The organism is Natrarchaeobius chitinivorans (assembly GCF_003841505.1).
Classification (GTDB): domain Archaea; phylum Halobacteriota; class Halobacteria; order Halobacteriales; family Natrialbaceae; genus Natrarchaeobius; species Natrarchaeobius chitinivorans.
In genome coordinates, this window is the sequence record NZ_REGA01000011.1 from 124500 (window position 1) to 151374 (window position 26875).

Annotated in this window: 26 protein-coding genes and 1 rRNA gene; 14 read left to right on the top strand and 13 right to left on the bottom strand. The window is 61.6% G+C overall.

Annotation, left to right across the window (positions count from 1 at the left end):
* Nucleotides 1-3: 3 nt before the first annotated feature.
* Nucleotides 4-264, bottom strand: a complete 261-nt coding sequence (locus tag EA473_RS13275) for an ArsR family transcriptional regulator (RefSeq protein ID WP_124196136.1) — start codon at nucleotides 262-264, stop codon at nucleotides 4-6.
* Nucleotides 265-852: 588 nt separating this feature from the next.
* Between EA473_RS13275 and EA473_RS22325 the strand changes: the two genes are divergently transcribed.
* The 5 genes from EA473_RS22325 to EA473_RS13290 all read left to right on the top strand — a co-directional run bounded on the left by EA473_RS22325 (nucleotide 853) and on the right by EA473_RS13290 (nucleotide 3632).
* Nucleotides 853-1023, top strand: a complete 171-nt coding sequence (locus EA473_RS22325) for a hypothetical protein (protein ID WP_165875287.1) — start codon at nucleotides 853-855, stop codon at nucleotides 1021-1023.
* 115 nt (nucleotides 1024-1138) lie between these two features.
* The gene (locus EA473_RS13280) at nucleotides 1139-2191 is read left to right on the top strand and encodes a tyrosine-type recombinase/integrase (protein WP_124196137.1); all 1053 of its coding nucleotides are present in this window, start codon (nucleotides 1139-1141) and stop codon (nucleotides 2189-2191) included.
* Between the two features lie 319 nt (nucleotides 2192-2510).
* Nucleotides 2511-2750 carry a DUF7563 family protein gene (locus EA473_RS22810; RefSeq protein ID WP_124196138.1) on the top strand — a complete coding sequence of 80 codons (240 nt, stop codon included), beginning with the start codon at nucleotides 2511-2513 and terminating at the stop codon, nucleotides 2748-2750.
* A complete protein-coding gene (locus EA473_RS22330) occupies nucleotides 2734-2877 on the top strand; it encodes a hypothetical protein (RefSeq protein ID WP_165875281.1) in 144 nt (47 codons plus the stop codon). Before EA473_RS22810 ends, EA473_RS22330 begins: the two co-directional genes overlap by 17 nt.
* 545 nt (nucleotides 2878-3422) lie before the next feature.
* A complete protein-coding gene (locus tag EA473_RS13290; RefSeq protein WP_124196139.1) occupies nucleotides 3423-3632 on the top strand; it encodes a hypothetical protein in 210 nt (69 codons plus the stop codon).
* Nucleotides 3633-3911: 279 nt separating this feature from the next.
* Here EA473_RS13290 and EA473_RS13295 read toward each other — a convergent pair whose 3' ends face one another.
* Both EA473_RS13295 and EA473_RS22815 read right to left on the bottom strand, forming a co-directional pair.
* Nucleotides 3912-4400: a hypothetical protein gene (locus EA473_RS13295; protein ID WP_124196140.1), complete on the bottom strand. Its 489-nt coding sequence runs from the start codon at nucleotides 4398-4400 to the stop codon at nucleotides 3912-3914.
* Between the two features lie 1507 nt (nucleotides 4401-5907).
* Nucleotides 5908-6147, bottom strand: a complete 240-nt coding sequence (locus EA473_RS22815) for a hypothetical protein (RefSeq protein ID WP_243645259.1) — start codon at nucleotides 6145-6147, stop codon at nucleotides 5908-5910.
* A gap of 406 nt (nucleotides 6148-6553) precedes the next feature.
* Between EA473_RS22815 and EA473_RS13305 the strand changes: the two genes are divergently transcribed.
* On the top strand, nucleotides 6554-7798 hold the full coding sequence (locus EA473_RS13305) for a NosD domain-containing protein (protein WP_124196141.1): 1245 nt from the start codon (nucleotides 6554-6556) through the stop codon (nucleotides 7796-7798).
* Nucleotides 7799-8278: 480 nt separating this feature from the next.
* On the opposite strand, the gene EA473_RS13315 is transcribed toward EA473_RS13305, so the two are convergent.
* Nucleotides 8279-8584 carry a HalOD1 output domain-containing protein gene (locus tag EA473_RS13315; protein ID WP_124196143.1) on the bottom strand — a complete coding sequence of 102 codons (306 nt, stop codon included), beginning with the start codon at nucleotides 8582-8584 and terminating at the stop codon, nucleotides 8279-8281.
* A 146-nt stretch (nucleotides 8585-8730) separates the two neighbouring features.
* Nucleotides 8731-9720, bottom strand: a complete 990-nt coding sequence (locus tag EA473_RS13320) for an aldo/keto reductase (protein WP_124196144.1) — start codon at nucleotides 9718-9720, stop codon at nucleotides 8731-8733.
* A gap of 152 nt (nucleotides 9721-9872) precedes the next feature.
* Between EA473_RS13320 and EA473_RS13325 the strand changes: the two genes are divergently transcribed.
* Nucleotides 9873-10523 (top strand): HAD family hydrolase, encoded by a 651-nt coding sequence (locus tag EA473_RS13325; RefSeq protein ID WP_124196145.1) that lies wholly within the window; start codon nucleotides 9873-9875, stop codon nucleotides 10521-10523.
* 62 nt (nucleotides 10524-10585) lie between these two features.
* On the opposite strand, the gene EA473_RS13330 is transcribed toward EA473_RS13325, so the two are convergent.
* The 6 genes from EA473_RS13330 to EA473_RS13355 all read right to left on the bottom strand — a co-directional run bounded on the left by EA473_RS13330 (nucleotide 10586) and on the right by EA473_RS13355 (nucleotide 16447).
* The gene (locus EA473_RS13330) at nucleotides 10586-10894 is read right to left on the bottom strand and encodes a bacteriophage holin (RefSeq protein ID WP_124196146.1); all 309 of its coding nucleotides are present in this window, start codon (nucleotides 10892-10894) and stop codon (nucleotides 10586-10588) included.
* 276 nt (nucleotides 10895-11170) lie between these two features.
* On the bottom strand, nucleotides 11171-13528 hold the full coding sequence (locus tag EA473_RS13335; RefSeq protein WP_124196147.1) for a DEAD/DEAH box helicase: 2358 nt from the start codon (nucleotides 13526-13528) through the stop codon (nucleotides 11171-11173).
* A 246-nt stretch (nucleotides 13529-13774) separates the two neighbouring features.
* Nucleotides 13775-14056, bottom strand: a complete 282-nt coding sequence (locus tag EA473_RS13340) for a hypothetical protein (protein ID WP_243645260.1) — start codon at nucleotides 14054-14056, stop codon at nucleotides 13775-13777.
* Between the two features lie 170 nt (nucleotides 14057-14226).
* Nucleotides 14227-14835, bottom strand: coding sequence for a hypothetical protein (locus EA473_RS13345; protein WP_124196148.1), 609 nt, complete (start codon nucleotides 14833-14835; stop codon nucleotides 14227-14229).
* Between the two features lie 162 nt (nucleotides 14836-14997).
* On the bottom strand, nucleotides 14998-15510 hold the full coding sequence (locus EA473_RS13350; RefSeq protein ID WP_124196149.1) for a PH domain-containing protein: 513 nt from the start codon (nucleotides 15508-15510) through the stop codon (nucleotides 14998-15000).
* A gap of 247 nt (nucleotides 15511-15757) precedes the next feature.
* Nucleotides 15758-16447 carry a YqjF family protein gene (locus EA473_RS13355; RefSeq protein ID WP_124196150.1) on the bottom strand — a complete coding sequence of 230 codons (690 nt, stop codon included), beginning with the start codon at nucleotides 16445-16447 and terminating at the stop codon, nucleotides 15758-15760.
* Between the two features lie 251 nt (nucleotides 16448-16698).
* On the opposite strand from EA473_RS13355, the gene lipA reads away from it, so the two are divergent.
* From lipA to EA473_RS13385, 6 genes are all read left to right on the top strand, one after another.
* Nucleotides 16699-17670, top strand: a complete 972-nt coding sequence (gene lipA / locus EA473_RS13360; RefSeq protein WP_124196151.1) for a lipoyl synthase — start codon at nucleotides 16699-16701, stop codon at nucleotides 17668-17670.
* Nucleotides 17671-18002: 332 nt separating this feature from the next.
* On the top strand, nucleotides 18003-19133 hold the full coding sequence (pdhA, locus tag EA473_RS13365; RefSeq protein ID WP_124196152.1) for a pyruvate dehydrogenase (acetyl-transferring) E1 component subunit alpha: 1131 nt from the start codon (nucleotides 18003-18005) through the stop codon (nucleotides 19131-19133).
* A 1-nt stretch (nucleotide 19134) separates the two neighbouring features.
* Complete coding sequence (locus EA473_RS13370; protein WP_124196153.1) at nucleotides 19135-20121, top strand: alpha-ketoacid dehydrogenase subunit beta; 987 nt, start codon at nucleotides 19135-19137, stop codon at nucleotides 20119-20121.
* Between the two features lies 1 nt (nucleotide 20122).
* Nucleotides 20123-21751, top strand: coding sequence for a dihydrolipoamide acetyltransferase family protein (locus EA473_RS13375; RefSeq protein WP_124196154.1), 1629 nt, complete (start codon nucleotides 20123-20125; stop codon nucleotides 21749-21751).
* 135 nt (nucleotides 21752-21886) lie between these two features.
* A complete protein-coding gene (gene lpdA / locus EA473_RS13380) occupies nucleotides 21887-23374 on the top strand; it encodes a dihydrolipoyl dehydrogenase (RefSeq protein WP_124196155.1) in 1488 nt (495 codons plus the stop codon).
* A 156-nt stretch (nucleotides 23375-23530) separates the two neighbouring features.
* The gene (locus tag EA473_RS13385) at nucleotides 23531-24697 is read left to right on the top strand and encodes a multicopper oxidase domain-containing protein (protein WP_165875288.1); all 1167 of its coding nucleotides are present in this window, start codon (nucleotides 23531-23533) and stop codon (nucleotides 24695-24697) included.
* A gap of 187 nt (nucleotides 24698-24884) precedes the next feature.
* Here the strand turns inward: EA473_RS13385 and EA473_RS13390 are convergent, their stop codons facing one another.
* Together EA473_RS13390 and EA473_RS13395 are read right to left on the bottom strand one after the other, a co-directional pair.
* The gene (locus EA473_RS13390; protein ID WP_124196156.1) at nucleotides 24885-25175 is read right to left on the bottom strand and encodes a DUF7521 family protein; all 291 of its coding nucleotides are present in this window, start codon (nucleotides 25173-25175) and stop codon (nucleotides 24885-24887) included.
* Nucleotides 25172-25549, bottom strand: a complete 378-nt coding sequence (locus tag EA473_RS13395) for a winged helix-turn-helix domain-containing protein (RefSeq protein WP_124196157.1) — start codon at nucleotides 25547-25549, stop codon at nucleotides 25172-25174. The genes EA473_RS13390 and EA473_RS13395 overlap by 4 nt, the downstream gene beginning before the upstream one ends.
* Nucleotides 25550-26442: 893 nt before the next feature.
* On the opposite strand from EA473_RS13395, the gene EA473_RS13400 reads away from it, so the two are divergent.
* Nucleotides 26443-26875 (top strand): 16S ribosomal RNA (locus tag EA473_RS13400); the annotation flags it as partial.

The following is a 26875-nucleotide window of genomic DNA, read 5'->3' on the forward strand; positions in this document are numbered from 1 at the left end:
TACTTACTCAAGGTCACCTTTTTCCAGCTCACCCGCGAGGTAGGCTCGACCTCGGTCCGTTATTTCATAATAACCCCGTTTCTCGTCGACCTTCTCGAGAAGCCCATGTTCCACCAGTATTGGCAGGCGACGGTCGATTGTAGATCCAGATACACCTACAATATGATAATCTACAACTCCTGGAGGGATGGCTAAGCCAGCCTCCTCGAACACTTCGAGTATAGCCGGGTCGGATTTAGTCATCCACGACACCAGCGGGCGCATTGAGTCTGCGGACTCGCTTGCGTACCATAATTTGATGGGACACACTCCAACTCAATAGGGTATGGAACCATAATGGGGCTAAATAACCCCATTCTTTATTACAGGGCAGTGTCTTATGCTCGTCAATAGAGAATCCACGTGCACCTGACTGCCACTGAGATTAGAAGGAAGTGAAACCCGTGTTGGGGCACGGGTTCGGGTGGTTCTCTATTAGGCAAGAACCATGCAATCAAGCGACCTGCGGGGAGATAAGTCCCCCGCTCGAGCAGACGTACAGACTGCCAGCCACGTTTTCGGAAACAGTTTCGGAAATAGCCAATTCGAACGGTTCGAGAGCCAAGAGGTTGGATTTCTACACAATGGTGAGTTATCGGAAGAATCGGAAACAACCCCGTGGCGACTAAGTGTCGGTGGTGATGACAGTACAGATGACCAACGGACAGCGGCCGCACGCGCCTGGTGGTCCAACACAAGGGCGCGCGCGGTGAGTCCGTGGTCCCACAGAAGTGAGACCATGCAATACGAAACACGCATCCACGGTAAGAGTACCGGATTCTGTAACGGGAGTAATAGCTCCGAGGTGGGACGATGAGTTCCAAACCCGCCCGGATCGGCGGCTGTGATACGCCGACGTGCGACGGCGACGCCGAGACGATCACACCGGACGGATACGTCTGCGAATCCTGCGCGGCGAAGATCGCTGTCGAGTACGAACAGGTTCGCGAGCGAGATCTCGAGGCTGGCGGTGGTCAAGCATGAGACGATACGAGTTTCACACCCCGGAGGACCCGCCGGAGATCGTGATGGCTGAACGAGTCGAGGCCATCGCCGCCGACCTGGAACGAATCGCCGACGCGCTCGAGGAGGGAGAGTGATGAGCGGCGATCTCGAGCCGATCCCACCGGCTGAAGCTGTCGAGATGTACCACTACGCCATGCGTGACGAGCACGCAGCAGCGACAAGGAAAAGCGCCAAACACCGGTTACAGTCGTTCATCCAGTTCTGCGAGGAAAAGGAGATTGACAACCTGAACGACGTCTCTGGCCGAGACCTGTACCGATTCCGCATTTGGAGACGAGAAGGCCACGGAGATGGTCGTGAGCCGATTAAGCTGGTCACGTTGAAGGGGCAACTCGCGACCCTTCGTAGTTTCCTTCAGTTCGCCGCGAACATCGACGCCGTGCGACCGTCCCTGTACGAGCAGGTGACGCTACCGACGATGAAACACGGGGAGGATGTTTCCGATTCGACGCTCGAAGCAGATCGGGCGATCGCCATCCTCGAGTACCTTGAACTCGCGGAACCTGCCTCTCGAGAACACATAATTTTGCTACTGCTCTGGCGGACGGGAGCACGTACCGGAGCGATTCGGGGACTGGATCTCCGCGACTTAGATCTTGACGGATCGCACCCGAAAGTCAAAGGCCCGGCAATTCGGTTTGTACACCGACCTGATAGCGGCACACCGCTGAAAAATCAGGAGGACGGGACTCGGTGGAATCGAATCAGTGAGATGACGGCAAAGTATCTCGAGGACTACCTTGAGTATCACCGTCAAGACGTCACCGACGACCACGGACGAAAGCCGGTAATCACGACCCGGTACGGCCGTCCGGCAGGGAATACGATTCGAAAGACGCTGTACAAGATCACCCGCCCTTGCTGGCGCGGTGAATCCTGCCCACACAACCGAGACGTAGCAGAGTGCGAGGCAACGCACCTCGATCAGGCGAGTAAGTGCCCGTCGTCGAGGTCGCCACACGACGTGCGGAGTGGTCGGGTCACCTACTACCGAAGCGAGGACGTCCCCCGCCGAATCGTGCAGGATCGACTCAACGCCAGCGAGGACATTCTCGATCGACACTACGACCGACGCACAGACCGCGAACAGGCCGAACAGCGCAGCGACTACCTTCCAGACCTATGAAATCCATGAACGACAATCAGCAGGAAGAGCCATCCGCATCACTAATGCCCATCGTGCCCGTTATCTGCGAACAACGTGAGCAGTAACGGCACCGGGATTTGAATCAGGGAGCAGTTTGCTGCGACCGTGGTTCAAATCCCATCGTTCTCGTGCGAAAACTATTGGATCAGCACCTCTACCGCAACGTTAGCGTTGGTTGGCTCACTCACCGAAATTCGGCCGATAGTCTTCTCGAATCTCTCCCTGAGAATCCGGATTCCGTTCAACAGTTGAACACCCCCCTTCGCAGTCTGTCGATTTTCGTTGTCGGGAATTGGGGGTGGTCGGCGTGAGTTCCACGCCCCTGACGTCGGCCGAGACGTCCACCTGTCGTCACTGTGGAGCCCATGTTACCAACCAGTTCGAACGGGTCTTCGGTGACGATCGCGACCGTGCCCACCGCTGTGGCAAGTGCGACAGCTACGCCCGACTGAGCCGAGGGTCTGCCGCCGGGCTCGAGGTCCCGATCCCGGACCCAGAGACCTCGAAGGGACGTCATGGGGGTGAGCCGGATGCGTAAGCCGCTGTTCGTTCCTGCGAGCGAACTGTACGACGTCTCGAGCGGGACGTCCGTCGTCCACCCTGCTCACCAGGCGACCGACGCCGACGTTCGCCGTGCCCTCGAGAATCGAGGTGAAGGCGCGTGAGCGGGGAATCCTCGAGCGGTACTGAACGGACCGAGTGTTGGAAATGCGGGTACCAGCGTCTCATCTTCGAGGCCTGTCCCAAGTGCGAGGTCTATGGAGGGGGTTCGTGATGTCCTCAGACGGTCTTTATCGGTTCGAATATTCGTCCAGGCGTCGAATTGTTTCATTCACAACTACGCTAAGAAAGAGGAAAACGCTGACAAACACCAGTGGGAAATACAACAGAATTGCGAAAACGGATAGCTGGATTGCTATCCCGATCAGTAGAATATCTTTTTCTCGGTTAGGGGAATCTGCCATTTCTATAGATTCACGTCAACCAATCTATATTCTTTCTGTTCTGTTCGCCATCCACTGGTCACTACACGCGGCTACTGATCACTCGGTTGCACAATCTGAGAACTCGAGCGGAAACGGAGGGGGTTCGCGATGACCCGCCTTGTCGAATCCGACGAGTGTGAGCGGTGTGAGGCGTTCGTTCCACCAACGCGCCGTCTTTGTCCTGAGTGTGCTCGAGAGGTCCGACGCGCTCGAGGTGGTCCGCTGTGAGGTCTCGCACGTCGGAACTCGAGAGTCCGAAAGCGAGCGGTGACGCGCTCGAGGCGGAGTTGGTCCAGACGATCGACGCCGAGGCCATAGAGAAGTGGCGGAAGTCGGGTAACGATCCGTCGGTACTTCGACGAGCGCAGTTGACCTGGAAGGCTCCCGGCGGTGGAACCGAGGTCGGATACGTGGGTTCAATCGCCGACCGCTGAACCGACCTCGGTAGTGGCAACGCTATTCCGACCCCTCTTTTCAGCAAGTACGATTGCACTCGAGTCGTTACTGTCCAATTCTGGTTGTAGTTTGTGACTCGAGGGGAGGGTCACCGGCGCGATCGCGCCGGGACGCCTGCGGGGTCGTTTCGCGCTGCGCGCGAACGCCCCCTTGGCGGGTGTCCCCAAGGGGACAGCGCAAAAAATTACAACGCCCCCACCCCACCTCCACACGCGGATCTCCAGTTGAAACACACGAAATGCGGGTGTCCTGATTGTCTACAGGATCTGTTGGACAACACTTGCTCCCGGGAAGAAAATTGCAGCAATTATTTGGATTAGGAACCCCAGAGACAGCCATATAAGACCAATATTTGTTAAAACAGTATTTTCCGCTAATCTCTCGGCCTTTTGAACGTCTAAGCGTTTTCTCCCGCCGTATGTCGCACCAGTAGAGTATTCAGACTGGGTAGCAATTGAAAACCGATCTAAAAGATCGGTGTGAACCATTAGAAACCATGTGCCTGTCATACTTAGGACCAGTCCATAGACAACTGCAGGTATATGAAATACGACGTCAATCAACAAGACTGGTAGAACTGATTTCAGTATACCTGAAATAAAGGTCGTTCCTTCAGCCAAATACGCTTCTGCAAGTAGCTGTTCAACCTCTTCTAAATGCTGTTCCTTTGCATCACCTGTTGATCTCTGATCCAATCGTGGCAGTAGGTACGATTTCACGAACTCAACTTTCCGGTCTTCAGTCATAGATAGATGATAGTCATTCAATCGGAAATATCATACCCATACTGACCTGTCCGAGGTATGCCCCTAAGGGGGCTGGGTAATCTTGCGGCGCGCAGAACGCGCGCCGCGCTTGAGGAAAGTCAGGCCGGCCGGTATCGGATGTCAGAGTGGATCTACCTGCTGATAGAGTATTACAGGACCCCGATAACCGTGATTGTCGGATACGCTTACGAGGGTCTATCATTGAGGGTGCAGCCAAAGACGGGCGTATTGCGACATCCACAGGACGTCCTAGTGATCGTGTATGCACTCGCATCGATTGCTCAGGCGTACAAGAGTATTCAGAAAGAAGACTGTGCAGACTACTGTATACAGTGTATGGACGTGTTTAGAGTAGCTTTGTTGCCATCACTCGGTATACCGATTCACACTGGACACATTTGATATTTGAGCTCGATTCCTCTTCGTCGCTATTGTGGGTGATTTTGTTCCCGCATTCACAGTGAATTTCGTGTTTCATAGCTGTGACTGTACATTGAACGAGGATGAACACGAGCCCGACAAGCACATTGAGTGACCTGAAGGATCGGGCCAAATGAGTTGTCACAATTTAACTGTGATCACCCCCAAACCCCCTATGCCCTTATACAAGGGCGCGAGGAACGGGAGAGAGTAGCTTGATGGGTACGCTCTCCCGTATGCACTATTTCAAGTGCAGTGACATTGTAGCATATCTTGACTATTCAATTTTGGGTTTTTCCGCCAGCTATAACCCTGTTAAGGCCATAGGCTAATCCCAATATCTTCCAGCAATCACTATTAGATACTATACATAATTGTGGGAGTAATACGTATGAGTGAATTCAATAATATGACTAGAACAGAGCCATAAATATAATAAATAGACAAATTCAACCTGAAAGACAGTTTTAATATGATGAAGAGCCATGTAGGACTTGCGAGGGGGTGGGCGCTCTGTCGTTGCCAGACAAAGCGTTTCCGTTCGAGACATCAGCCCTTCCTCGCCACTACGTACCCCCGGTTTCTCCGAACCAACTATCAGTCAATGTGGATGGAATTCTACGATAGAGAAGAGCGGAACCCATTGCCAGGAAGCAGTTATCTACGGCAAGAGCGAGTACGACATTTCTTGTACCACCCTAGGACTCACACGTCGCGAAGACCTCACCCGAGAGCAGCCCGAGGAGATCGTCGAGGCACTCTCGACTCAAGCGGTGACCTGCGATGTCGAGACCTCGATGACCCTCACACGAAAAGGAGACGAATAGCCCGTTTCAATCCCGGCGACCGATACCCGACCCCCTCCCCCGCCACCCCTGGGGCTATGCGCGCGCACGAGAGACACGCGATGCCGGGGATGTTGTCAACGAGTTAGTCCGCCGCCGCGATCTTCTCGTCTGCAACGACTCGAGCGAAGTCCTGAGCGTCCGTGTACTGCTCGAGTTCCCGTACTTCGTCGTCACTCCTGCCCATTCGGCGTAGTTCCTCGCAGGCTTCCTCGTGGCCGTCATCGCAGGCTTCTCGAGCCCGGCGCGCTGGCTCTCCCTCGGCTCGTTCGACCTCGGCGATCAGCTCGTCCTCCGCCGCGTCGGTGTCGTACCTCGTCGAGGCGATCGCCCTGGATAGACTCCCGATTCGCGTCGGCCAGCGAGACGTGTTCCGTCGGCTCGAGGCGGTGGTCGTAGATCGCCGGCCAGTCGTCGATCCCTTCCGCCTGGAGCGTGGTTTTCGCGCTCCTGGCGTGCATTACGTTCGTCCGCGTGAAATCGAGCCGGTTGCGTTCGGACTTCGTGAGCGGGGTTTGTCCGGAACCAGAGGCAGACACCCTCGAGTCGGCTGCTTTCCCGGAGACGAGCGTTTCCGTTGACAAACTCGGCGTCTTCTGCGAGAACGATCACCGCGGATCGCCGATCGTCGCTCGGGGCCAGCTCGTGCCCGGTATCTGCGACCAGAGTGAGCAGTAACGCCACCGGGATATGAATTACCCCGAGTTCTGCGAGCCGGCGAGCGGGTTCTCGGTATAGTTCAACTCTCGTCGCACTTGCTGACCGGCCAGCCGGTTCGTGTACCTGCATATCCGGGTTCGGTCAGAGAACTTCCACGACGCATCGAACTATGTGAATCGATCGCGTGAGAACGGTGGTGAATCTCCTATGGAAGATACGAAACTCGAAGTTTCGCGGAGAGCGCTACTGAAATCCGGCGCAGTCGGCGGGGTGACACTGGGAACGATCTCGTCAGTCGCTTCCGACCGAGCCGAAGGCGTCGAGATCGACTCGTGTTCGACGATCACCGAACCGGGAACGTACGAACTGACCGCAGACGTTTCCGCGTCGAGATTCGATTGCATCCAGATTCGCTCCGATGACGTCGTGCTCGACGGGAACGGGTACGAACTGGCACTCGAGGAATCGGCCAGAGCACGCTTCGAGGCGATGGGGATCCCCTCCCGGGGGAACCGATTGTACGGAACCGGCGTCGGTGCCAGTGGGGGCATCGAGAACGTTACGGTGAGGAATCTCACCGTCTCGACGTGGGACACCGGCGTGTGGTTCGAAGACGTCACGGACGGCTCGATCGACACCGTGACCGCGACAGGAAACGCCGATGGAATAGCCGTCGACGACTCCACCGGAACTACTGTCAGTGGATCGGTCGCCACGAAAAACGTCGCGGAGGGAATCGTGTTTTACTCCACGAACGAAAGCACCGTCGTCGAGAGCGTCGCAGACGGAAACTCCCGCGCTGGAATCGCGCTTATCGATTCTGCACGAAACACTGTCCGTGACGTGGCCGTCGCCGGGAACGGGGGTGACGGCCTCGTACTCGAGGGTGCCGACCACAACGATCTTTCGGCGCTCACCGCCAGTGAGGACACCGCGGGAGTCACGCTCGTCCACTCCCGGGGAAATCGCGTCTCCGACGTCGGGATCGATCGGAGCGGGTTCGCAGGCATCGCGCTCGGATACGCGCCGGAGAACGAACTGACCGGGGTAACCGTTTCGGACACGGGTGGCGACGTTCGGTTGGAGGAAGCCCCCAGCGCGATCTGGTTGTACGCAGCCACCGGGAATCGCTTCGAGGAAATCCGGTCGGTGCGCAACGACGTATGGACGATCTACGCGAGGGACGAATCGGTCGCAAACCGGTTCGAGGACGTGACGATCGACGGTGGACAGCCGTTCTCGATCACTGTCTCGGACGAAGCCGTCGACCGACACGGAAACGTCTCGCCGGTTCTCGGGGAGGACGACGGGTCCGTCCCACTTTCGGTGTCCACCCGCCGGTCACTCGAGGGAACCGACCGAGAGACGTTGTCGGCCCCGAGACAGCGGGGGAACGTAAACCAAAACGGGGGACGAGGATTCTCTCACTCTGAAGCTAGTAGAAGCGTTTAACCTCCTATATTGCCGATATGGCGCACAGACGGGGCTGGAGGATGGACGAAGCAACCCAGGAAGAAGTCGAGAAGGCGATCCTGAAACTCGAACAGGACGAGGAGAGCGACATACTCATCGCGGACGAGTAGTGGCGCAGAGACGGTCGCGTGAGCGGTATTTTCCTCTCGTTTTGGTTCGCTCACCTGCCAGGAGTATAGTAGCCACTGGAAGTCAATGCACACCTGATCGCACGACAGCTGTGCGATCAGTGTGTAAATAGTTCCAGTTGTTACTATAGTAGCCACTGGAAGTCAATGCACACCTGATCGCGGGATGGATCGGCGATCGGTGTGGAAATCGTTTCATACGGTTTACTGTAACTGTTTACCGGCCCACCCGCCGCCTGGGTCCCGGGTGCGCCGGCAATGACTGACAGTAAACCGTATCAGTCGTTACTGTAGGGAGTCAGGGCTTGGACGTCACCGCCGGTTTTCCCACTCAGCAATACGGCGTGTCGTTTCGGTGTGAGGGCCCTTCCGCCTGACTCGTGGCGGGCCGATCGGCAGTGGCCTCGAGGTCAGTGATCGTTATCTCGGCGTCCGCGTCGACGCGGACGGTGTACTCGTCGTAGGTGAATTCGACCGCGGACGGCCGCCGGTCGGCGTCGTCCGGTGTGAAAAGCGCATCTAGCGCGTCGGTTTCGATCGCGTCGTGAAGCGGTGGATGCAGTTTTTCGGGGGTGGTGCCGTCGTGTTCGGCGATTGCCTCGACGATTTCGAGACAGATCGACTCCTCTCGACTCATAGTCACCGCTGCCATACTCGAGTATATAAAGATCGGTGTTTCTTCACTGACGCGGGCATGCCGCACGTCTGACACCTATGTGTTCCCTGATAGTAAATCGGTGGGGCGAACGCGAGTTCGACGGACGAAACGAGGTGGCGAACCCGTCACTCGTGGCCGTCGATCGGGACCGAATCGTAGGGTTCCTCGAGGTAGGCGAGGTCGCTGTCCGAGAGGTCGATCTCGAGCGCTTCGACCGCGTCCTCGAGGTGTTCGACGCTGGTCGTGCCGACGATGGGTGCGTCGACGGCGTCCTGGTGGAGGAGCCACGCGAGGGCGATCTGGGCCATCGTCACGCCGTTTTCGTCCGCTAACTCTTCGACCCGTTCGTTGATCGTCTCGCCGCCACCGGCGCGGTAGGTGTCGATCCGGTCGGCGAACGATCCGTCGCTCATGTACTCGCCCCGAACCGTCTCGAGGAACGCGTCGTGAGGACGTGCGAGGTAGCCGCGTGCGAGCGGACTCCACGGAATGACGCCGACTCCCTCCCGTTCGCACAGCGGGAGCATCTCGCGTTCCTCCTCGCGGTAGACGAGGTTGTAGTGATTTTGCATGGAGACGAACCGCTCGAGGCCGAGGCGGTCGCTCGCGTGCAACGCCTCGGCGAACTGGTGGGCCCACTGCGAGGAGGTGCCGACGTACCGGACCTTCTCGCGGCGAACGGCGTCGTCGAGCGCGCGAAGCGTCTCCTCGATGGGGGTGTCGTCGTCCCACCGGTGGGTCTGATAGAGGTCGATCGTGTCCATTCCCAGCCGGTCGAGACTGGCCTCGAGTTCCTGTTCGATCGTCTTGCGCGAGAGTCCGCCGGAGTTTGGATCGTCCTCGTCCATCGGGTGGTAGACTTTCGTCGCGACCACCTGCTCGTCGCGGTCGTAGTCCGCGAGGACGTTCCCGAGAACCCGTTCGGACTCGCCGTTCGAGTACATGTTCGCGGTGTCGAAGAAGTTGATTCCGAGGTCGATCGCCCGCTCGATGATCGGCCGACTCTCCGCTTCGTCTAACACCCACTCGCGCCAGTCGCTCGAGCCGAAGCTCATACAGCCCAGACAGATGCGACTCACCGTCATCCCCGTGTTCCCGAGGGTCGTATACTCCATGACCGATCGAATCGGTAACCGTCTACTAAAGGCTACCGTCCCGGAATCGGGCGATTTCGCTCGCACGGACCGCTGTTTCGATCTCCGGTTGGGGCCTCGACCCCGACCGCCGGCCAAACGGCTAAACGCGTCCCTCGAGTACCACACCGTCGATGACAGCAGTTCTGTTCGACATGGACGGCGTCCTCGTCGACAGCGAGGACTACTGGGTCGAGTTCCAGCGCGAGGAGATCTTTCCCGCCGCCGTTCCCGACGACGACGTCGACGTCGCCGCCGTCACCGGGATGAACTACCGCGAGACGTACGACTACCTCGAGGCCGAGTACGGGACCGAGATCTCTCGCGACCGGTTCGAAGAACTGTTCGAGGAAGCCGCACGCGATATTTACACCGAGCGCGTGACCGTCCTCGACGGTCTCGAGGATCTCCTCGAGCGACTCGACGATCGGGACGTGCCGACCGCGATCGTCTCCTCGTCCCCTCACGAGTGGATCAACTGGATGACGGGTCGGTTCGATCTCGAGGATGCGTTCGATCACGTGATCAGCGCCGAGGACGTCGACGCCGGGAGCAAACCGGAGCCCGACGTGTTCGAGTACGCTGCCGCCGAAGTCGGCGTGCCGGCCGAGGAGTGTCTCGTCGTCGAGGACTCCGAAAACGGGATCGAAGCGGCTGCCAGGGCCGGAACTCACGTCGTCGCCTACCGGATCGACGCCCACGACGACGTCGACTTCTCGCCGGCCGACGTGGTCGTGGATTCGCCGGCCGAGTTGCGCGAGACGGTCCTCGGGCGGGCGCTGTGACCGCGCTCGAGTGACCGTCGTGACTGCATCCGAGACTCCGTCGCTCGAGACGCGCTCGAGGCTCAATCGCGGCGGAACGCGTTGTAGAGCCAGCCGACGGTGACACCCGCCGCGAACCCGTCCAGTCCGCCCCAGGCAATTCCGGCTATCGTCCCGCCGTCGTCCGCTTCGAATCCCGGATACGCGTCGGCGAGCATGAGGCGCCAGCGTTCGGCCCATCCGAGTCGCGAGACGACGCCGACGAACCCGACGCTCGCCGCCATCGCGGTCCCGATCGCGAACCCGAGCGCGAGCGGATCGAGGCGGCTGCTTCGGTCGTTCGCCGATACCGCTGCCAGTTCCGGTTCTCGGTGTCGGTTCCGTGATTGCATCGACGGATCGTTCTACGGACTGACTGAAAACCGTTGGACGTGTGTGTGCGCGCCGAGTGGAGGACACGGAACGAAGAGGGTCGACGATTCGCACGGAAGCGATTCGGACGGCAGCGACTCGGTCGGATTCTGTAACCGCGTACCGGTGCGAACGAATTCCGTTCGCGCTCGCACGGCACCGACGGAGAATAGTCCGTATCATACGGTTTACTGTACGTCGTTACCGGAGACCGGGCGCATTCACGCGGTCTCGGTACACAGGTACAGCAATCCGTATCAGTTCACGTCGACGGTTCGACGTTCGACGACCGGCACCAGTGGCTCCTCCGGAAAGGCGACGCTGACGGCGAACTCGAGTTCCTCGGCGTCGGCTCCGAAAACCCCGACCGGCATCGTCTCGGTTCCGCGGAGGTACGTCGACGTGCTCGTCATCTCGACGCCGTTGACGGTCACGCGTATCCCCGCTCGAGCGGCTTCGCCGACGTTTCGGACGGTGACCTCGCAGACGTCGTTTTCGCCCGCGCCGATCGCGTCCGGAAAGGTCCCCCAGTCGATCTCGATCGCGGGAAGTGACTGGGAACCCTCGTAGACGCGCTTTGCGACCCCCTCCGAAAGGCCCGCGTCTTCGAGTTCGTCGATGCCGGCGCTTACGACGTCACCGGGCGTCGACAGCCCTTCTTTCGCCAGTTTGCTCGCCCGTCCCGGACCGACGCCGTCGATCGCCGTCAGGCCGACCGCGTCCTCGGCGACGCCGTTTTCGATGCGCGCTTCGGTTCGGCGGGCCAGATTTGCCGCGTGCGGTCCCGCAAATCGGTCGAGAAACGCTCCTAGCGCGGAGACGAGCCGCGTCGCGTTGCGCCGAATGACCCAGGCGTCGCTTCGCAACTCCGCGGGCGTCGTTGCGCTCGCTGCACTCCGGAGGATCGCGAGGACCTTCCGCTGGCCGGCCGAGAGGTCGCCCGTCTCCATCCCGACGAGCACCGCGTCGATGGCGTCGCGTTCGTCCTGGCGAGCCGACACCGAATCGAACTCCGTCGCGGTCGCGACCGCCTCGAGGACGTCGTCGGTCGTGAGATCGACAGTTCCCGCTTCGACCCGGTCACAGAGTTCGGCGAACGTCGCCGCGGTCTCGAGTCGAAGGTAGTACTTCGAGGTGAGTACGCCTCTCGCCGTCGCCTCGATCGAGAGGTCGTCACCGGTTTCGACGAAGCCGCGATCGACCAGTTCCTCGAGGCAGTCTCGTACCCGCTGGCGGAGGTTCGGGAAGTCGTACTCTTCGGGTTTCGACTGGCCGCGGACGTAGTAGAAGGTCGTCTCGAGCCAGTCCATCACGTCCTCTAAGTCGGTGATGGTCCCCATCGCAATCTCGGCGTTGAGGTGGGTCTCGAGGCTCTCTGCCAGTCGCGACTCGATCTCCTTTCCGTCCCGCAACAGCTGGCGGTACTTGTCGGCCTCCGCGGTGTCACAGACGACCCAGCCGTATCCGACGTCGTCGTATCCCGGTCGCCCCGCGCGGCCGAGCATCTGCAGGACGTCGAGCGGGCTCATGTCGACCTCGCCCTCGAGCGGATCGTGGAGTTTCGTATCCCGGATCACGACGCACCGGGCCGGGAGGTTGACCCCCCAGGCGAGCGTCGAGGTCGAAAAGAGGAGTTCGATCAAGCCCTCCTTGAACCACTCCTCGACGAGGTCGCGGTCGTTCTTCGAGAGGCCGGCGTGGTGGAAGGCCACCCCGTCGAGCACGGAGTTTCGAAGGGTGTCGTTCTCGAGTTCTTTCGACTCGGTGTGAAAGTCGTAGTCGCCGCGGGCTCCCATCGGGACGTCGCGTTCGGCGATCTCGTCTCTGGCCTTCTTGGCCGCCTGGACCGTGTCCTGTCTCGAGGCGACGAACACGAGCGCCTGTCCGTCCTCGCGGAGGTGGGGCTCGGCGAGGTCGAGCGCACGGTAGAGTCGGCGGTACTTGTCTGCGAAGGTGTTCTCGCCGTGGGTGTAGGTCTTGACGCCGGCGTTGAGGTCGACCGGTCGGTACTCCTCGTCGAACTCGAAGGTGGTTTCCTCCGGTGCGTCGAGCCACGCCGCCACATCGTCGACGTTCGGCATCGTCGCCGACAGCGCCACGACGCGCGGATCGCACAGCCGACGAAGACGCGATATCGTCACCTCGAGGACCGATCCCCGCCGGTCGGCGTCTAACAGGTGGACCTCGTCGATGACGCAGACGTCGACGTCGGTGACGAAGTCGTAGCGGCGCGAATCGTGTTTTCGAGTCGCCGAGTCCAGTTTCTCGGGCGTCATCACGAGGATGTCCGCCCGTCGCGCGCGCCGCGGGTTCAGGTCCCGCTCGCCCGTGACGACGTACACCGAGTAGTCGAGTTCCTCGAAGCGGTCCCAGTCGTCTTCTTTCTCGTTGGTCAGCGCGCGCAACGGGGCGATAAACAGGGCGGTGCCGCCGTCGGCGAGTGCCTTACAGATCGCCAGTTCGGCGAGTGCGGTCTTGCCGGAGGCAGTCGGCGCGCTCGCGACGACGTTCTCCTCGCGCTCTAACAGTGCGGGCAGGGCCTCGCGTTGCATCCGGTTGAACTCCTCGAAGCCAAACGCGTCGGCAAACTGTGGGAGAACCTCGGCGACCTCCATCACACGGAAACGAGGTGTGCCGGGTCAAAGGCGTTTCCTTCCGATCCCGTCTCGCGGGCCACGTTTCGTGTCACTGTCTCTCTACTGCGCGCTCTCGAGAGCGGCCGCTGACCGAATCGATGCCGGTGAAAAAGCGGAGTTCGCTGCTATAGTAGCCACTGGAAGTCAATGCACACCTGATCGCACGAAGGCTGTGCGATCAGTGTGTAAATAGTTCCAGTGGCTACTATAGTTCGTCGGCCGGTTCTAAACCGTCACTTCGCCGCTGTTGATTTTTCCAGCCTGGATATAGGCGTCCGCCGCGGCACCGATGTGGAACAGCGGTGAGAGGAACATCACGAGGAACCCGATGAACAGAAACATCAGGATGAACGTGAGGATCCAGAAGGCGATGTAGCCGCCGAGGAAGATCAGGCCTCGCTGGGTCTGTCCACTGTAAATCTGTCCGACACCGGGGATGAAAAACGAGATGATCGCCGCCAGTATCTCGTTGACTTCGTCGTTTCCTGTTGTAGCTGCTTCTGCCATATTGGATTTCCAGATTCGAATACCGATGCAAACTATTTATATTCTATGGGTTAGTGATATGTCTCTCGTACATACTGGTCCGCCTCAGGTGGGGCTGTGGAAACCCATCGACCTGATCTCAGGTTCTTGGCCGAGAAATTATCTCTCCGGTTACATTGCCAGTGGTAACGTCACTCCTCCTGGCGACGAGCGAGTACCGCCACGAGTATCGATCCTGCGGTCGCGAACACCAACGGATAGAGGATGCCGGCCAGAACGACCGACGGAACGAGTGCAGGCCCCATCGTCCCCGTCGCTTCGATACCGAAAAACGTGGCTTCGGTACTCGATTCGGTGACGACGGCACCGAGGCCCATCATCACGACGTAGCCAATAGCCACCGGCGCGCCGACGAGGACGGCCTCTCCGATATCGCGGACGTCGAGTCGGTGTGCGAGAATCGCACCGGCCCCGAGCAGGACCACCGGCGGGACGACGTAGAGAAGCGACGCGCTCGTACTCCCCGACTGGGCGATGAAGTCGACCGTTCTCGTCCCCCCGAACGAGCCGATCTCGCCGCTCGCGTGGACGTCGACCGCGTGGGCGTTGTAGTAGTACCAGCCGACGCCTTTCCACTCGGCGACGGATTCGCCGAGCCCCTCGCGGACTTCGCCCGCGACCAGCAGGTACGCAAGCAGGTACCCGATCGCGGCGGCGAGAACGCCGAGCCCCGCACTCGCCGCGACGCTCGTCGTATGTGATACCCGTCGTGTCGTGGAGACCCGTCGCTGTCGCGTCATTGTACGGAGTCAGTTTCCCGTTTATGTAATAGGCTTTGTGTTCGGACGAAGTGATTATCGCTCGAACTGACTCGATCCGTCTCAGACGGTTTACTGTACGTCGTTACCGAATACCGCGAGACGACGCCTGGTCGATCCGGTAACCAGTTACAGCAATCCGTATCAGACCGAGGATCCGCCGGCGTTCGCCTCGAGCCGATCGCTCAACACGCTCGAGGCGGCTTCTGGGCGGGGAACGCGTTCGAACGTCAGCTCGGGATCGCCGGAACCGGCCGTGAAGACGGTCAGGTCTCCGTACCCGAGGAGGCGTCCGACCATCGTCTGCTGGAGGCTCGTGTTCTGGACGCGATCGAGGCGAAACTGGGTAACGTCCCGGGAGACCATGCCGCGTTTCTTGTACAGTTCGCTCGAGGTGATCACGTAGCGAGTGTTCGTCCAGACGAGATACCGAGCGAGGACGACGGCAGTTCCTACGAGGACGAGTGTCGCTCCGATCAGCGTCAAGAGGCCGACCCCACCGGATGCGGTCCAGCCGGCGACGAACAGTCCGAGGAGCACGACGCCGATGCTGATGGGGACGCTCGACCCCATCGCGATCGGATGCGGTCGACTCTCCCAGACGACCTCTTCGTCGTCGCTGATGTGAAACCAGTCGGGGGTCGTACCGAACGCCATCGCTCGCCGCTATTCCACTGGCTCCCGTAAACCTATCGGGGGTATGTACTGGTTACCCGACCGAACCGCTTCCGCGTCGGCCAGGATCGGCCGGGTTCGCCGCTCGAGAACGTTGGATTCGGTGCTCGAAAACGGTAGATCCGCCGCTCGAGATTGGACAGATTCACCGCTCGAAACCGGTAGATTCGCCTCTGCAGGTCCGTCAGACCCGTTCGCTGGAGGACGTTGGATTCGCCGTCGAAACCCGTCAGACCCGTTCGCTCGTCGATGCCCGGACCTCGAGTCCCGGACTGTAGTAGTAGACCGGTTCCGCGGTCGGCACGTCGAATCCGTTCGCCGAAAGCACCGTGTTCGTCTCGACCTCGGCGGCCGCGGGGTAGAGCGTCCACGGCTCGTGTTCGACGTCAGTGTAGCGCACCGTCCCGTCCGGCGCTTCGGTGTAGAATCGGTACCGTTCGACGAGAAACCGCGCGAGCGGGTCTTCCGGTGCGGAAATCGGCTCACCGGTCGGCCAGTAAGTCGCCTCGTACTCCGCCGGCCGCGCGCCGGGGTGGAGCCGACGGCTCGAGAACTGCGTGCGGCCGGCTCGCCACTCGAGGGAGATGCGTGCGTAGTAGTACGGAAGGTGGTGGAAGAGTCGCGCGCCGAGGACGCTCGCCACTCCCTGTGCGTCGAGGCTGAAAAAATACACCGCGGGGTCGCCGTCGCGGGTGACGTACGTCCTGAGGTTGATCTCGGGGAGACGGATTCCGAACCGTTTCGGAACACCGTCCGGTCGGACGGCGACGTTGGTGAAGGGGACGACGGAGAGCCACGCCGCGCCGTCGTACTCGTCGACGCTCAATCCGTCCGGTACGTGCGCCGCGACCGTCTCCGGATCGACGGGCCAGTTCTCGAAGAGGAGCCGACGCCATCCCATCCGCAGGGGGACCACCATACTGGATTCACCGCAGGTCAGCCAGTTAACCGTATCGTCGACGTCCGGTACCGCTGCGTAACGGGGACGGAGGTGGGGTCCGTCCTCGATACACCCTATATCAACACAGGAACACGAACACACCGGCCGCCCTTCGAACTCACGTGCTCCGGAACTCCCGGCGACGTTCGCCGAATCCGTTCGTGACAGTCGGGTGATGTCATGGTCGGTCGATGATCACGGTTTTCACTGATGAGCGCTAGCGGTACCCTATGAGCAGCGCAGGCAAGCCCGACTGGTTGAAGATGCGGCCGCCGTCGGGACGGGAGTTTACGGACATCCGGGAGACGCTGCGGGAGCGAAACCTCAACACCGTCTGTGAGGAAGCGAACTGTCCGAACCTGGGCGAGTGCTGGTCCGGACGAAACCGACCCTCGAGCGACGGCGACGGGGGCGGCGGGACGGCGACGTTCATGCTGATGGGCCACCGGTGTTCTCGAGGCTGTAACTTCTGTGACGTCGAGACGGGCGGGATGGAGCCGCTCGATCCCGACGAACCGGAAAACGTCGCCGAGGCGGTCGCCGAAATCGGGCTGGACTACGTCGTCCTGACGAGCGTCGACCGCGACGACCTGCCCGACCAGGGTGCGGGCCACTTCGCGCGGACGATCCGCGAGATCAAAGAGCGCCACCCAGGCATCCTCGTCGAGGTCCTGATTCCCGACTTCCAGGGCGAGGAGCGTCTCGTCCGGAAGATCATCGACGCCGATCCGGACGTGATCGCACACAACGTCGAAACCGTCGAACGACTGCAGTTTCCCGTCCGCGACCGCCGGGCGGGCTACGAGCAGTCGCTGTCGGTCTTAGAGCAGGTCGATCGCGAGAGCGACACCTACACTAAGACCTCGATCATGCTCGGTCACGGCGAGTACGACCACGAAGTGTACCAGACCCTCGCCGACTGTCGCGAGCGCGGCGTCGACATCGTCACCCTCGGGCAGTACCTCCAGCCCTCGAGAAGCCACCTCGAGGTGAAACGCTACGATCACCCGGACAAGTACGAGACGTGGCGGCGGGTCGCAGAAGACGAGTTAGGCTATCTCTACTGTGCAAGCGGTCCGATGGTGCGCTCGTCGTACAAAGCCGGCGAACTGTTCGTCGACGCGGTGTTGCGGGACGGCCAGAGCGTCGAAGAAGCCCGCCAAAATGCTCGTAGTGGGGCCGGCGTGTCGGTCTCGGAGTGAAGGCTCACCGCCTCCCGCTCCACTGTTTTTCGTTTCACTCAGCGAACTATTTCGACCGGACGTGTAAAACCGACGTGTAAACCCGCTCGACGCTCTCCGTCGTCGTCGGTACCGTTCAGTCATCCCTAACGTGGCTGTATCGTACGTGATTTTTGATGATCGTAAAGATGCCTGTTCGAAACGGCCTGAATGATGGCCGAATGTTCATTTTGACCTCATATTAGAGAATTACCTTTTCTCAGAGCGTGAAAATGTCTTCGATAGTAAACCTTTTACGAAAATCCTTTAACGTGAGCGATATATCATTGGGGTATGTGCAGGTGGGTCTTCCCGTGAGCACGATACAGCGCGATCCTCGAGAGCGAGTACAGATCCTCGACGAGGCGGGTCGAGTCCTCGAGGGTGCAGACGTCCCCGACCTCTCCGAGGAGACGCTCGTGGAGATGTACGAGCAGATGCGCCTGGCTCGACGATTCGACGAGCGGGCGGTGAGCCTCCAGCGCCAGGGGCGGATGGGGACCTATCCTCCGCTGTCGGGTCAGGAGGGATCGCAGGTCGCCAGCGCACACGCCTTGGACCAGGAAGACTGGGTGTTTCCCAGCTACCGCGAACACGGTGCCGGACTCGTCCGCGGGCTCTCACTCGAGCGCACCTTGCTGTACTGGATGGGCCACGAGCGGGGCAACTACGTGCCCGAGGACGTCAATATCTTCTCGGTCGCGGTGCCGATCGCGACCCAGATCCCCCACGCGGTCGGCGCGGCGTGGGCCTCGAAACTGCGCGACGAGGAGAAGGCCTTCCTCTGTTACTTCGGTGACGGCGCGACCTCGGAGGGGGATTTCCACGAGGGACTCAACTTCGCCGGCGTCTTCGACACGCCGAACGTCTTCTTCTGTAACAACAACCAGTGGGCGATCTCGGTCCCCCGCGAGCGCCAGACGGCGAGTGCGACGCTCGCCCAGAAGGCCGAGGCCTACGGCTTCGAGGGCGTCCAGGTCGACGGCATGGATCCGCTCGCGGTCTACACGGTCACTCGAGACGCCGTCGAGAAGGCGAAACACCCCGAGGCGGTCGAGGACGAGTCGCCGGGACGGGCGACCCGCCCGACGCTGATCGAGGCCGTCCAGTACCGTTTCGGCGCGCACACGACCGCCGACGATCCGTCGGTGTACCGGGACGAAGCGGAGGTCGAGCGCTGGAAGCAGAAGGATCCGATCCCGCGTCTCGAGACGTACCTCCGGCACAACGGCATCCTCGACGACGAGCGCGTCGACGCGATCGAGAACCGGATCGAGCAGCAGGTCGCCGACGCGATCGACGCCGTCGAGGGGACCGAACGACCGGATCCCGAGGAGATTTTTGCACACGTCTACGAGGGAATGCCAAAACGATTACGGCGACAACTCGAGTACTTCGAATCGGTTCGCGAACGCCACGGCGACGACGCGTTACTGGAGGGATAACATGGCTGCAGAATCGGAAAATCTCACCCTGGTACAGGCGGTTCGAGACGGATTGCACGCGGAGATGGAACGCGACGAGGACGTCGTCGTCATGGGCGAGGACGTCGGCAAAAACGGCGGCGTCTTCCGCGCGACCGAGGGCTTATACGAGGAGTTCGGCGAGGACCGCGTCGTCGACACGCCGCTTGCGGAGTCGGGCATCGTCGGGACGGCGATCGGGATGGCGGCCTACGGGATGCGTCCCGTTCCGGAGATCCAGTTTCTGGGTTTCATCTATCCCGCCTTCGACCAGATCGTCTCTCACGCGGCGCGCCTGCGAACGCGCTCGCGCGGCCGATTTACGTGCCCGATGGTCGTTCGAGCACCGTACGGCGGCGGCATCCGCGCGCCCGAACACCACTCCGAGTCGACCGAGGCGATGTTCGTCCACCAGCCCGGGCTCAAGGTCGTCGTCCCTTCGACCCCCTACGACACGAAGGGGTTGTTGACCAGCGCGATTCGGGACCCCGACCCCGTGATCTTCCTCGAGCCGAAACTCATCTACCGGGCGTTCCGCGAGGAGGTTCCCGACGACTCCTACGAGGTGGCCCTCGGCGAGGCTGCCGTCCGCCGCGAGGGCTCGGACATCTCGGTGTACACGTGGGGTGCGATGACCCGGCCGACCCTCGAGGCCGCCGACAACCTCGAGGGCGAAATCGACGTCGAGGTGATCGACCTGCGGACGCTGTCACCGTTAGACGAGGAAACGATCGTCGACTCCTTCGAGAAGACCGGCCGCGCCGCCGTCGTCCACGAGGCACCGAAAACGGGCGGGCTCGGGGCCGAGTTGATCGCGACCCTCCAGGAGGAGTCGCTGCTCTATCAGGAAGCGCCGATCGAGCGCATCACCGGCTTCGACACGCCGTTCCCGCTGTACGCACTCGAGGACTACTACTTGCCGGAGGCCGCTCGTATCGAAGACGGCATTCGGGACGCAGTGGAGTTCTAACATGGTTCGCGAGTTCGAACTTCCGGACGTCGGCGAGGGGGTCGCAGAGGGCGAACTAATCTCCTGGGTCGTCGAGGAAGGCGACGAGGTGAGCGAGGATCAGCCGGTCGCCGAAGTCGAGACGGACAAGGCCCTCGTCGACGTGCCAGCGCCGGTCGACGGCACGGTGCGAGAGCTGCGCTACGAGGAAGGCGACGTCATCCCCGTCGGCGAGGTGTTCGTCACGTTCGACGTCGCAGGCGAGACCGAACCGGAACCCGGCGTGGCGGACGCGCCCGACACCGGGGAGACGTCGACGGAGGCGGCCCACGAACCCGCAGACGCTGCGGGCAGCCCCGGCGCGACAGGCGGCGAGATCGACGAGGTCGCCACGCCCGAAGACCGCGTTTTCGCACCACCACGCGTGCGCAGACTCGCGCGAGAAGCGGGAATCGACCTCTCGAGACTCGAGGGGAGCGGTCCCGGCGGCCGGATCACCGCGGGAGACGTCCGGGCCGCCGCCGACGACGGTCCGACTGCGGTCGAACAGGACGTCCAGGCGGAGACCGAAGCGACCGACTCCGGCGAGACCGACGCGCCGGACGCGGCGGTCGACTCGAGCGGGACGGAACCGTCGGCCACAGCCGCGGGGTCCGTCGGCGGGGCCTCGAGTTCCGACGCGGCGGACGATCGGCCCGTACAGGTCGACGCCGCCGACCGCGACCGGACGCTCGCCGCCCCGGCGACCCGCCGGATCGCACGCGAGGAGGGGATCGAGATCGACGCCGTTCCTGCAACGGAAGAACGCGACGGAGAGGCGTTCGTCACCCCCGAGGCCGTCCGCGAGTACGCCGACACACAGCGGCGTGCCCAGGACGCCGACCGCGAGGCCCTCGAGGCGGGCGAGCCGGTCAGCACGGGAACGGCGTTCGCCGAGGGCGAACGCGAGCGCCGCGAGCCGTTCCGCGGGGTCCGCAAGCGTATCTCGGAGGCGATGGTCGAGTCGAAGTCCTCGGCACCGCACGTCACCCACCACGACGAGGTCGACGTCACGGAACTCGTCGAGACCCGCGAGCGGCTCAAACCGCGCGCCGAGGAGCAGGGGATCCGGTTGACGTACCTGCCGTTTATCATGAAGGCGGTCGCCGCCGCGCTGTCGGAGTTCCCCGAGATGAACGCGGTGATCGACGAGGCGAACGAGGAGATCGTCTACCGCGACTACTACAACGTCGGCGTCGCGACCGCAACCGACGTCGGGCTGATGGTGCCGGTCGTCGAGGATGTCGACCGGAAGGGACTCCTCCAGCTCTCTTCGGAGATGAACGAGCTGGTCGAGAAGGCCAGAGAGCGCTCGATCGCCCCCGGCGAACTGCAGGGCTCGACGTTTACGGTCACCAACGTCGGCGGTATCGGCGGCGAGTACGCCACGCCGATCCTGAACTACCCCGAATCGGGGATCCTCGCGATCGGCGAGATCAAACGCAAGCCACGCGTCGTCGAGCGCGACGGCGAGGAGTCGATCGAGCCCCGCTCGGTGATGACGCTCTCGCTGTCGTTCGACCACCGACTGATCGACGGCGCGATCGGTGCACGGTTTACGAACGCGGTCATGGAGTATCTCGAGAACCCCGATCTGCTGTTGCTCGAGTGAACGCCGCGACCACGACTTGTCGGCTCCTCGAGGCGGTGGCATCGATGGACACGCGTTTCGGTCACTCCGCTCACGAATTATAACTATACTGACTGATTGCAACAGCTACACCGTCTTCGACGGCAAAGAGCGACTATGGTCGTTGGAGACGTCACCACCGGAACGGACGTACTGGTCGTCGGCGCTGGGCCCGCAGGCTACGTCGCGGCGATTCGTGCAGGACAGTTAGATCTGGACGTTACGCTCGTCGAGAAGGACGCCTACGGCGGGACCTGTCTGAACCACGGCTGCATTCCCTCGAAGGCGCTGATCACCGCGACGGACGTCGCCCACGACGCTCGCCACGCCGAGGAGATGGGAATCCACGCCGATCCCGCGATCGACCTCGCGGGAATGATCGGCTGGAAGGACGACGTCGTTTCCCAGCTTACCGGCGGCGTCGAGAAACTCTGCAAGGCAAACGGCGTCAACTTACTCGAGGGAACGGCTCGTTTCGCCGACGATCACACCGTTCGCGTCTCCCACGGCGGCGACGGTCAGGGATCGGAGAGCCTCGAGTTCGAACACGCGATCGTCGCCACGGGTTCGCGCCCGATCGAGATTCCCAACTTCTCGTACGCCGACGACCCCGTCCTGAACTCGAAGCAGGCGCTCGCCCTCGAGTCGGTCCCCGACTCGCTGGTCGTCGTCGGCGCGGGCTACATCGGAATGGAACTCGCGAGCGTCTTCGCCAAACTCGGAACCGACGTGACGGTGATCGAGATGCTCGAGTCGATCCTGCCGGGGTACGACGACGACCTCAAGCGCCCGGTCGAACAGCGCGCCGGGGATCTCGGCATCGAGTTCGAGTTCGGCTACACCGCGTCGGAGTGGCACGAACGCGACGGCGACCGGATTCGCGTCGTCGCCGAACCGGCCGGCGAGGCCGCGGCCGACGGCGGAACCGCGACCGGCGACGCCGAGGCCGAATCCGGGGGCGCGGACGACCCGCTCGAGCTAGACGCCGAGAAGGTCCTCGTCGCCGTCGGTCGCGAACCCGTCTCGGATACGCTCGACCTCGAGGAGGTCGGCGTCGAGACGAACGAGCGCGGCTTCATCGAAACCGATTCGCGCGCACGAACGAACGTCGAGCACGTCTTCGCCGTCGGCGACGTCGCCGGCGAACCGATGCTCGCTCACAAGGGCAGTATGGAGGGACAGGTCGCCGCCGAGGTGATCGCGGGCGAACCGGCCGCGATCGACTATCAGGCGATGCCCGCGGTCGTCTTCACCGACCCCGAAATCGCGACGGTCGGGATGACCGAAACGGAGGCCGAAGAGGCCGGCTTCGACCCCGTCGTCGGCCAGTTCCCGTTTCGGGCCAGCGGCCGCGCGCTGACGACCGGCGACGCCGAAGGGTTCGTCAAGGTCGTCGCCGACGAGTCGGAGGGGTACGTCCTCGGCGCTGGCATCGTCGGCCCCGAAGCGTCCGAACTGATCGCCGAACTCGGCCTGGCTATCGAACTCGGCGCGACCCTCGAGGACGTCGCCTCGACGGTCCACGCCCACCCGACGCTATCCGAATCGGTGATGGAAGCCGCCGAAAACGCACTCGGCCACGCGATTCACACCTTGAACCGGTAAATCGCTCGAGCCGGTACCGCTGAATCTCCCTCCAGCCGAGCGAACGCAGGTATTTTCATCGGCTGGGAAAACCCGATCATGTTCACTCGAGTTCTCGGTCGCCGGGAACAGACTTGATAACCCTTCATCCGTCGGCTCCGAGTGTCGGATAGCACGATGACATCCAACACGTCTTCCGGCGTTCGCCGCCGAACCGTCCTCTCGATTGCCGGTGCCGGTACGCTCGGATCGCTCGCCGGCTGTCTGTCTACGCTCTCCGGCGACGATGGCAGCAGTACGCCGGAACCGGAGGAGACCGACGACGGCGACGAAACTGACGACTCGGGACCGCTGACGGACTACCAGTACACGGAACCGCCCCAGATCGTCGACCTCTCCGAACAGGGGTACGAGTCGACGCTCCGGACCGTTCCGGCCCGCCACCAGCTCGTCACCGACGACGCGCCCTCTGGGCCCGTCGAACTCCCCGAAGTGTGGGCCTGGCAGGCCGACGACTTCGGCCCCTCCGTTCCCGGGCCGATCTATCGACTGAGAGAAGGTGAGACGTTCGAACTCACCTACGACAACAGCGACCACGACCGGCCCCACACCGTCCACGTTCACGCCCTCGGAAAGTCCTGGGCTGACGACGGTGCCCCAGTCACCAACCGCGAATTCGTCGGCCCCGGCGAGAGCCACACGTACTCGCTCGAGGCCGACGTCCCCGGCACCCACGTCTATCACTGTCACTACCAGACGCACAACCACCTCGATATGGGGATGTACGGGATGATCCGGGTCGACCCCGCCGACTACGAACCGCCGGACCGCGAGTACTTCTTCACGCTCCGGGACTGGGACACCCGTCTCCACGAACGCGAGGCGGGCGGCGACGCCGACTACGATCCGCTCGAGCGCTCCTCGGACACCTACACGATAAACGGCCGGTGTGCGCCGACGACGTTCCACCCCGAACTCGGCACGCCGCTGATCGTCTCGAAAGGCGACACCGTCCGCCTCAACGTCGCGAACAACGGCTACGAGTCACACCCCTTCCACACGCACGGCCACCGGTTTACCGTCGTCGCAAAGGACGGCTCGCCGGTTCCCGAGTCGGCCCGCTACGACGAGGACGTGATCAACATCGCGCCGGCCGAACGCTACACCCTCGAGTTCGAAGCCGACGCCGATCCGGGCATCTACCCCGCTCACTGTCACAAGGTTCACCACGTCACGACCGAGGGCAGCTACCCCGGCGGGATGGCGACTGCGATCGTCTACGAGGAGGCGATGGGAACCGAGGAATTCGCAGAGATCATGGAAGACGCCGGCTACGAAGGGTAACAGTACAGACCCCTCTCGGGTGGCTGTCGAATCGATTTGCTGCCCGTCGTCGCCGTCGGCCGCGAACCGGTTTCGACTCTATAGTAACAACTGAAACGGTTGACACACCGATCGCCGATCCGTCCCTCGATCGGGTGTGCAATGAATTTCAGTGGCTACTATATTGAGACAGCGACGACGATCCGTCTCACTGCACGTACAGCGAGTACGCGATCACGAGAAAGCCCGCGAGGACGAGGAGGCTCTCGAGTAAGATTCCCATCGCCAGCGGGACGTTGATGATCTCATAGAGCATTCCCGCAAGAACGAGGCCGAGCGTGACGAGGCCGAACCCGGCTGCGAGAAAGCCCAGAGCCCGCTGTCTGGTACGTCGATACGCCTTGTACGCGAAGTAGGTGATCACGCTGCCGACGACCAGCACGAGCGTCTTCACGACCGCAAGCGCCATCGCGAGTTCGGTTTCTCCGAGGAGTGTCATGTTTCCTTTCGCACCTCCGACCACAACTCGGCCAGTCGCTCGTCGGCCGTCCGTGTCGGTCGTTCGATCTGGACTGCGAGGTTCCGTTCGTCGTCGAGGACGAGCGTAATCTCGTCGAACGCGACCGAGTACTTGCTCGCGTGGTGGCCGTCGCGGCGGATGTCGGTCGACTCCTCGAGCAGCGTCGAGTCGGTCAACAACTCGAGTTTTCGATACAGCGTCGACTGTGGAATGTCACACCGGCTGGTTAGCTCAGAAGCCGTCATAGGTTCCTCGAGATTCCGGATAATCTCTCGGCAGTCGGGATCGTCGAGCGCAGCACAGATCTCCTCCGCCGACGGGGTCGACTCCGAGGCGATCGGGTCCCGAACCATTCGTTCGTCCCTTACGACCCACGTGGTTTATTCGCATCGATGCGTTCTGGCCCGAAACGGGACTCTCCCGTCTCGAACGGGCCGTCGGACTCGGCCACTCTCGTCGCTGACCCCCGGATACGAAGGGTTCTTGCGCGTGCGTACTCGATGTCCGACTACGCGGGCATCATCCGGTCCGACCGCGTCTACAAGGGCGGGATGACCGACCGACCTCCTCCCGCGTGATATCTCGCCGACGAGCACCGGCGCTCTCGAGTGATGATCCGGGTCGGTCCGGCACGCGTTCCGTGCCGACCAGACGCATGGTACTGGTTTCCGATGCACCGCTCGTTCGACGGCCTTATGTATGGACCCGGTCCTCGAATTGAATGCAACAGACGCGGCGTACTTCGCCGCGCCTCCGGCCGAACTCCGGCACGGAGGACAGTACATCCACGTCACTCGAGACTGGGAACAGCGACCGACGCTCACCCCATCAACGGCCGACGATTTCGGCGCACTGGGTACGATGCCCTTATATAGACAGGGCGCGTCTTCTACGTTGCGCACAATCCCCCGCCGGATGCGGTTTTCGGCGCGGGATCGATCCGACGCCCTTAAGTACTCGAGGCGTTTCGGATGTGAATGCAATCGACGGCTCGCGGGCATCGCCGGCGAGCCGGACTGGACCGTCGGCGTCCGAAGGGGTTTTATACCCCGGATGGCGTACGATTTGGTCCGAAGGAAATGAGGATCCTACCCCTGCGGTCTTCCGTACAGATGGGATCTGATGTGAGCCTTGGTAGTTCGGTGACGCCAGATCGGTCGGCGATCGGCTGTCATCGAACGTGGACCCATATTTGTGTGAGTGCATAGCATTCACCGCCAGACCCCCCGAGCTCTGCTCGGGGACCATTCCGGTTGATCCTGCCGGAGGTCATTGCTAGTGGAGTCCGATTTAGCCATGCTAGTTGTACGAGTTTAGACTCGTAGCAGATAGCTCAGTAACACGTGGCCAAACTACCCTATAGATCCAGATAACCTCGGGAAACTGAGGCTAATCCGGAATAGTACTCTCAGGCTGGAACTGCAGAGAGTGTGAAACGCTCCGGCGCTATAGGATGTGGCTGCGGCCGATTAGGTAGACGGTGGGGTAACGGCCCACCGTGCCAGTAATCGGTACGGGTTGTGAGAGCAAGAGCCCGGAGACGGTATCTGAGACAAGATACCGGGCCCTACGGGGCGCAGCAGGCGCGAAACCTTTACACTGCACGCCAGTGCGATAAGGGGACTCCACGTGCGAGGGCATATCGTCCTCGCTTTTCTGTACCGTAAGGAGGTACAGGA

Excerpts from the sequence above, each read along its gene's own strand:
- EA473_RS13370 (WP_124196153.1), top strand. The coding sequence starts at position 19,135 with ATGGCTGCAGAATCGGAAAATCTCACCCTGGTACAGGCGGTTCGAGAC.
- EA473_RS13320 (WP_124196144.1), bottom strand. The coding sequence starts at position 9,720 with ATGGAGTATACGACCCTCGGGAACACGGGGATGACGGTGAGTCGCATC.
- EA473_RS13390 (WP_124196156.1), bottom strand. The coding sequence starts at position 25,175 with ATGACACTCCTCGGAGAAACCGAACTCGCGATGGCGCTTGCGGTCGTG.
- EA473_RS13375 (WP_124196154.1), top strand. The coding sequence starts at position 20,123 with ATGGTTCGCGAGTTCGAACTTCCGGACGTCGGCGAGGGGGTCGCAGAG.
- EA473_RS13325 (WP_124196145.1), top strand. The coding sequence starts at position 9,873 with ATGACAGCAGTTCTGTTCGACATGGACGGCGTCCTCGTCGACAGCGAG.
- EA473_RS22325 (WP_165875287.1), top strand. The coding sequence starts at position 853 with ATGAGTTCCAAACCCGCCCGGATCGGCGGCTGTGATACGCCGACGTGC.
- EA473_RS13340 (WP_243645260.1), bottom strand. The coding sequence starts at position 14,056 with ATGGCAGAAGCAGCTACAACAGGAAACGACGAAGTCAACGAGATACTG.
- EA473_RS13385 (WP_165875288.1), top strand. The coding sequence starts at position 23,531 with ATGACATCCAACACGTCTTCCGGCGTTCGCCGCCGAACCGTCCTCTCG.
- EA473_RS13295 (WP_124196140.1), bottom strand. The coding sequence starts at position 4,400 with ATGACTGAAGACCGGAAAGTTGAGTTCGTGAAATCGTACCTACTGCCA.
- EA473_RS13315 (WP_124196143.1), bottom strand. The coding sequence starts at position 8,584 with ATGAGTCGAGAGGAGTCGATCTGTCTCGAAATCGTCGAGGCAATCGCC.
- lpdA (WP_124196155.1), top strand. The coding sequence starts at position 21,887 with ATGGTCGTTGGAGACGTCACCACCGGAACGGACGTACTGGTCGTCGGC.
- EA473_RS13305 (WP_124196141.1), top strand. The coding sequence starts at position 6,554 with ATGGAAGATACGAAACTCGAAGTTTCGCGGAGAGCGCTACTGAAATCC.
- EA473_RS13345 (WP_124196148.1), bottom strand. The coding sequence starts at position 14,835 with ATGACGCGACAGCGACGGGTCTCCACGACACGACGGGTATCACATACG.
- EA473_RS13275 (WP_124196136.1), bottom strand. The coding sequence starts at position 264 with ATGCGCCCGCTGGTGTCGTGGATGACTAAATCCGACCCGGCTATACTC.
- EA473_RS13335 (WP_124196147.1), bottom strand. The coding sequence starts at position 13,528 with ATGGAGGTCGCCGAGGTTCTCCCACAGTTTGCCGACGCGTTTGGCTTC.
- EA473_RS13350 (WP_124196149.1), bottom strand. The coding sequence starts at position 15,510 with ATGGCGTTCGGTACGACCCCCGACTGGTTTCACATCAGCGACGACGAA.
- EA473_RS13280 (WP_124196137.1), top strand. The coding sequence starts at position 1,139 with ATGAGCGGCGATCTCGAGCCGATCCCACCGGCTGAAGCTGTCGAGATG.
- lipA (WP_124196151.1), top strand. The coding sequence starts at position 16,699 with ATGAGCAGCGCAGGCAAGCCCGACTGGTTGAAGATGCGGCCGCCGTCG.
- EA473_RS13355 (WP_124196150.1), bottom strand. The coding sequence starts at position 16,447 with ATGGTGGTCCCCCTGCGGATGGGATGGCGTCGGCTCCTCTTCGAGAAC.
- EA473_RS13395 (WP_124196157.1), bottom strand. The coding sequence starts at position 25,549 with ATGGTTCGGGACCCGATCGCCTCGGAGTCGACCCCGTCGGCGGAGGAG.
- EA473_RS22815 (WP_243645259.1), bottom strand. The coding sequence starts at position 6,147 with ATGCACGCCAGGAGCGCGAAAACCACGCTCCAGGCGGAAGGGATCGAC.
- EA473_RS13330 (WP_124196146.1), bottom strand. The coding sequence starts at position 10,894 with ATGCAATCACGGAACCGACACCGAGAACCGGAACTGGCAGCGGTATCG.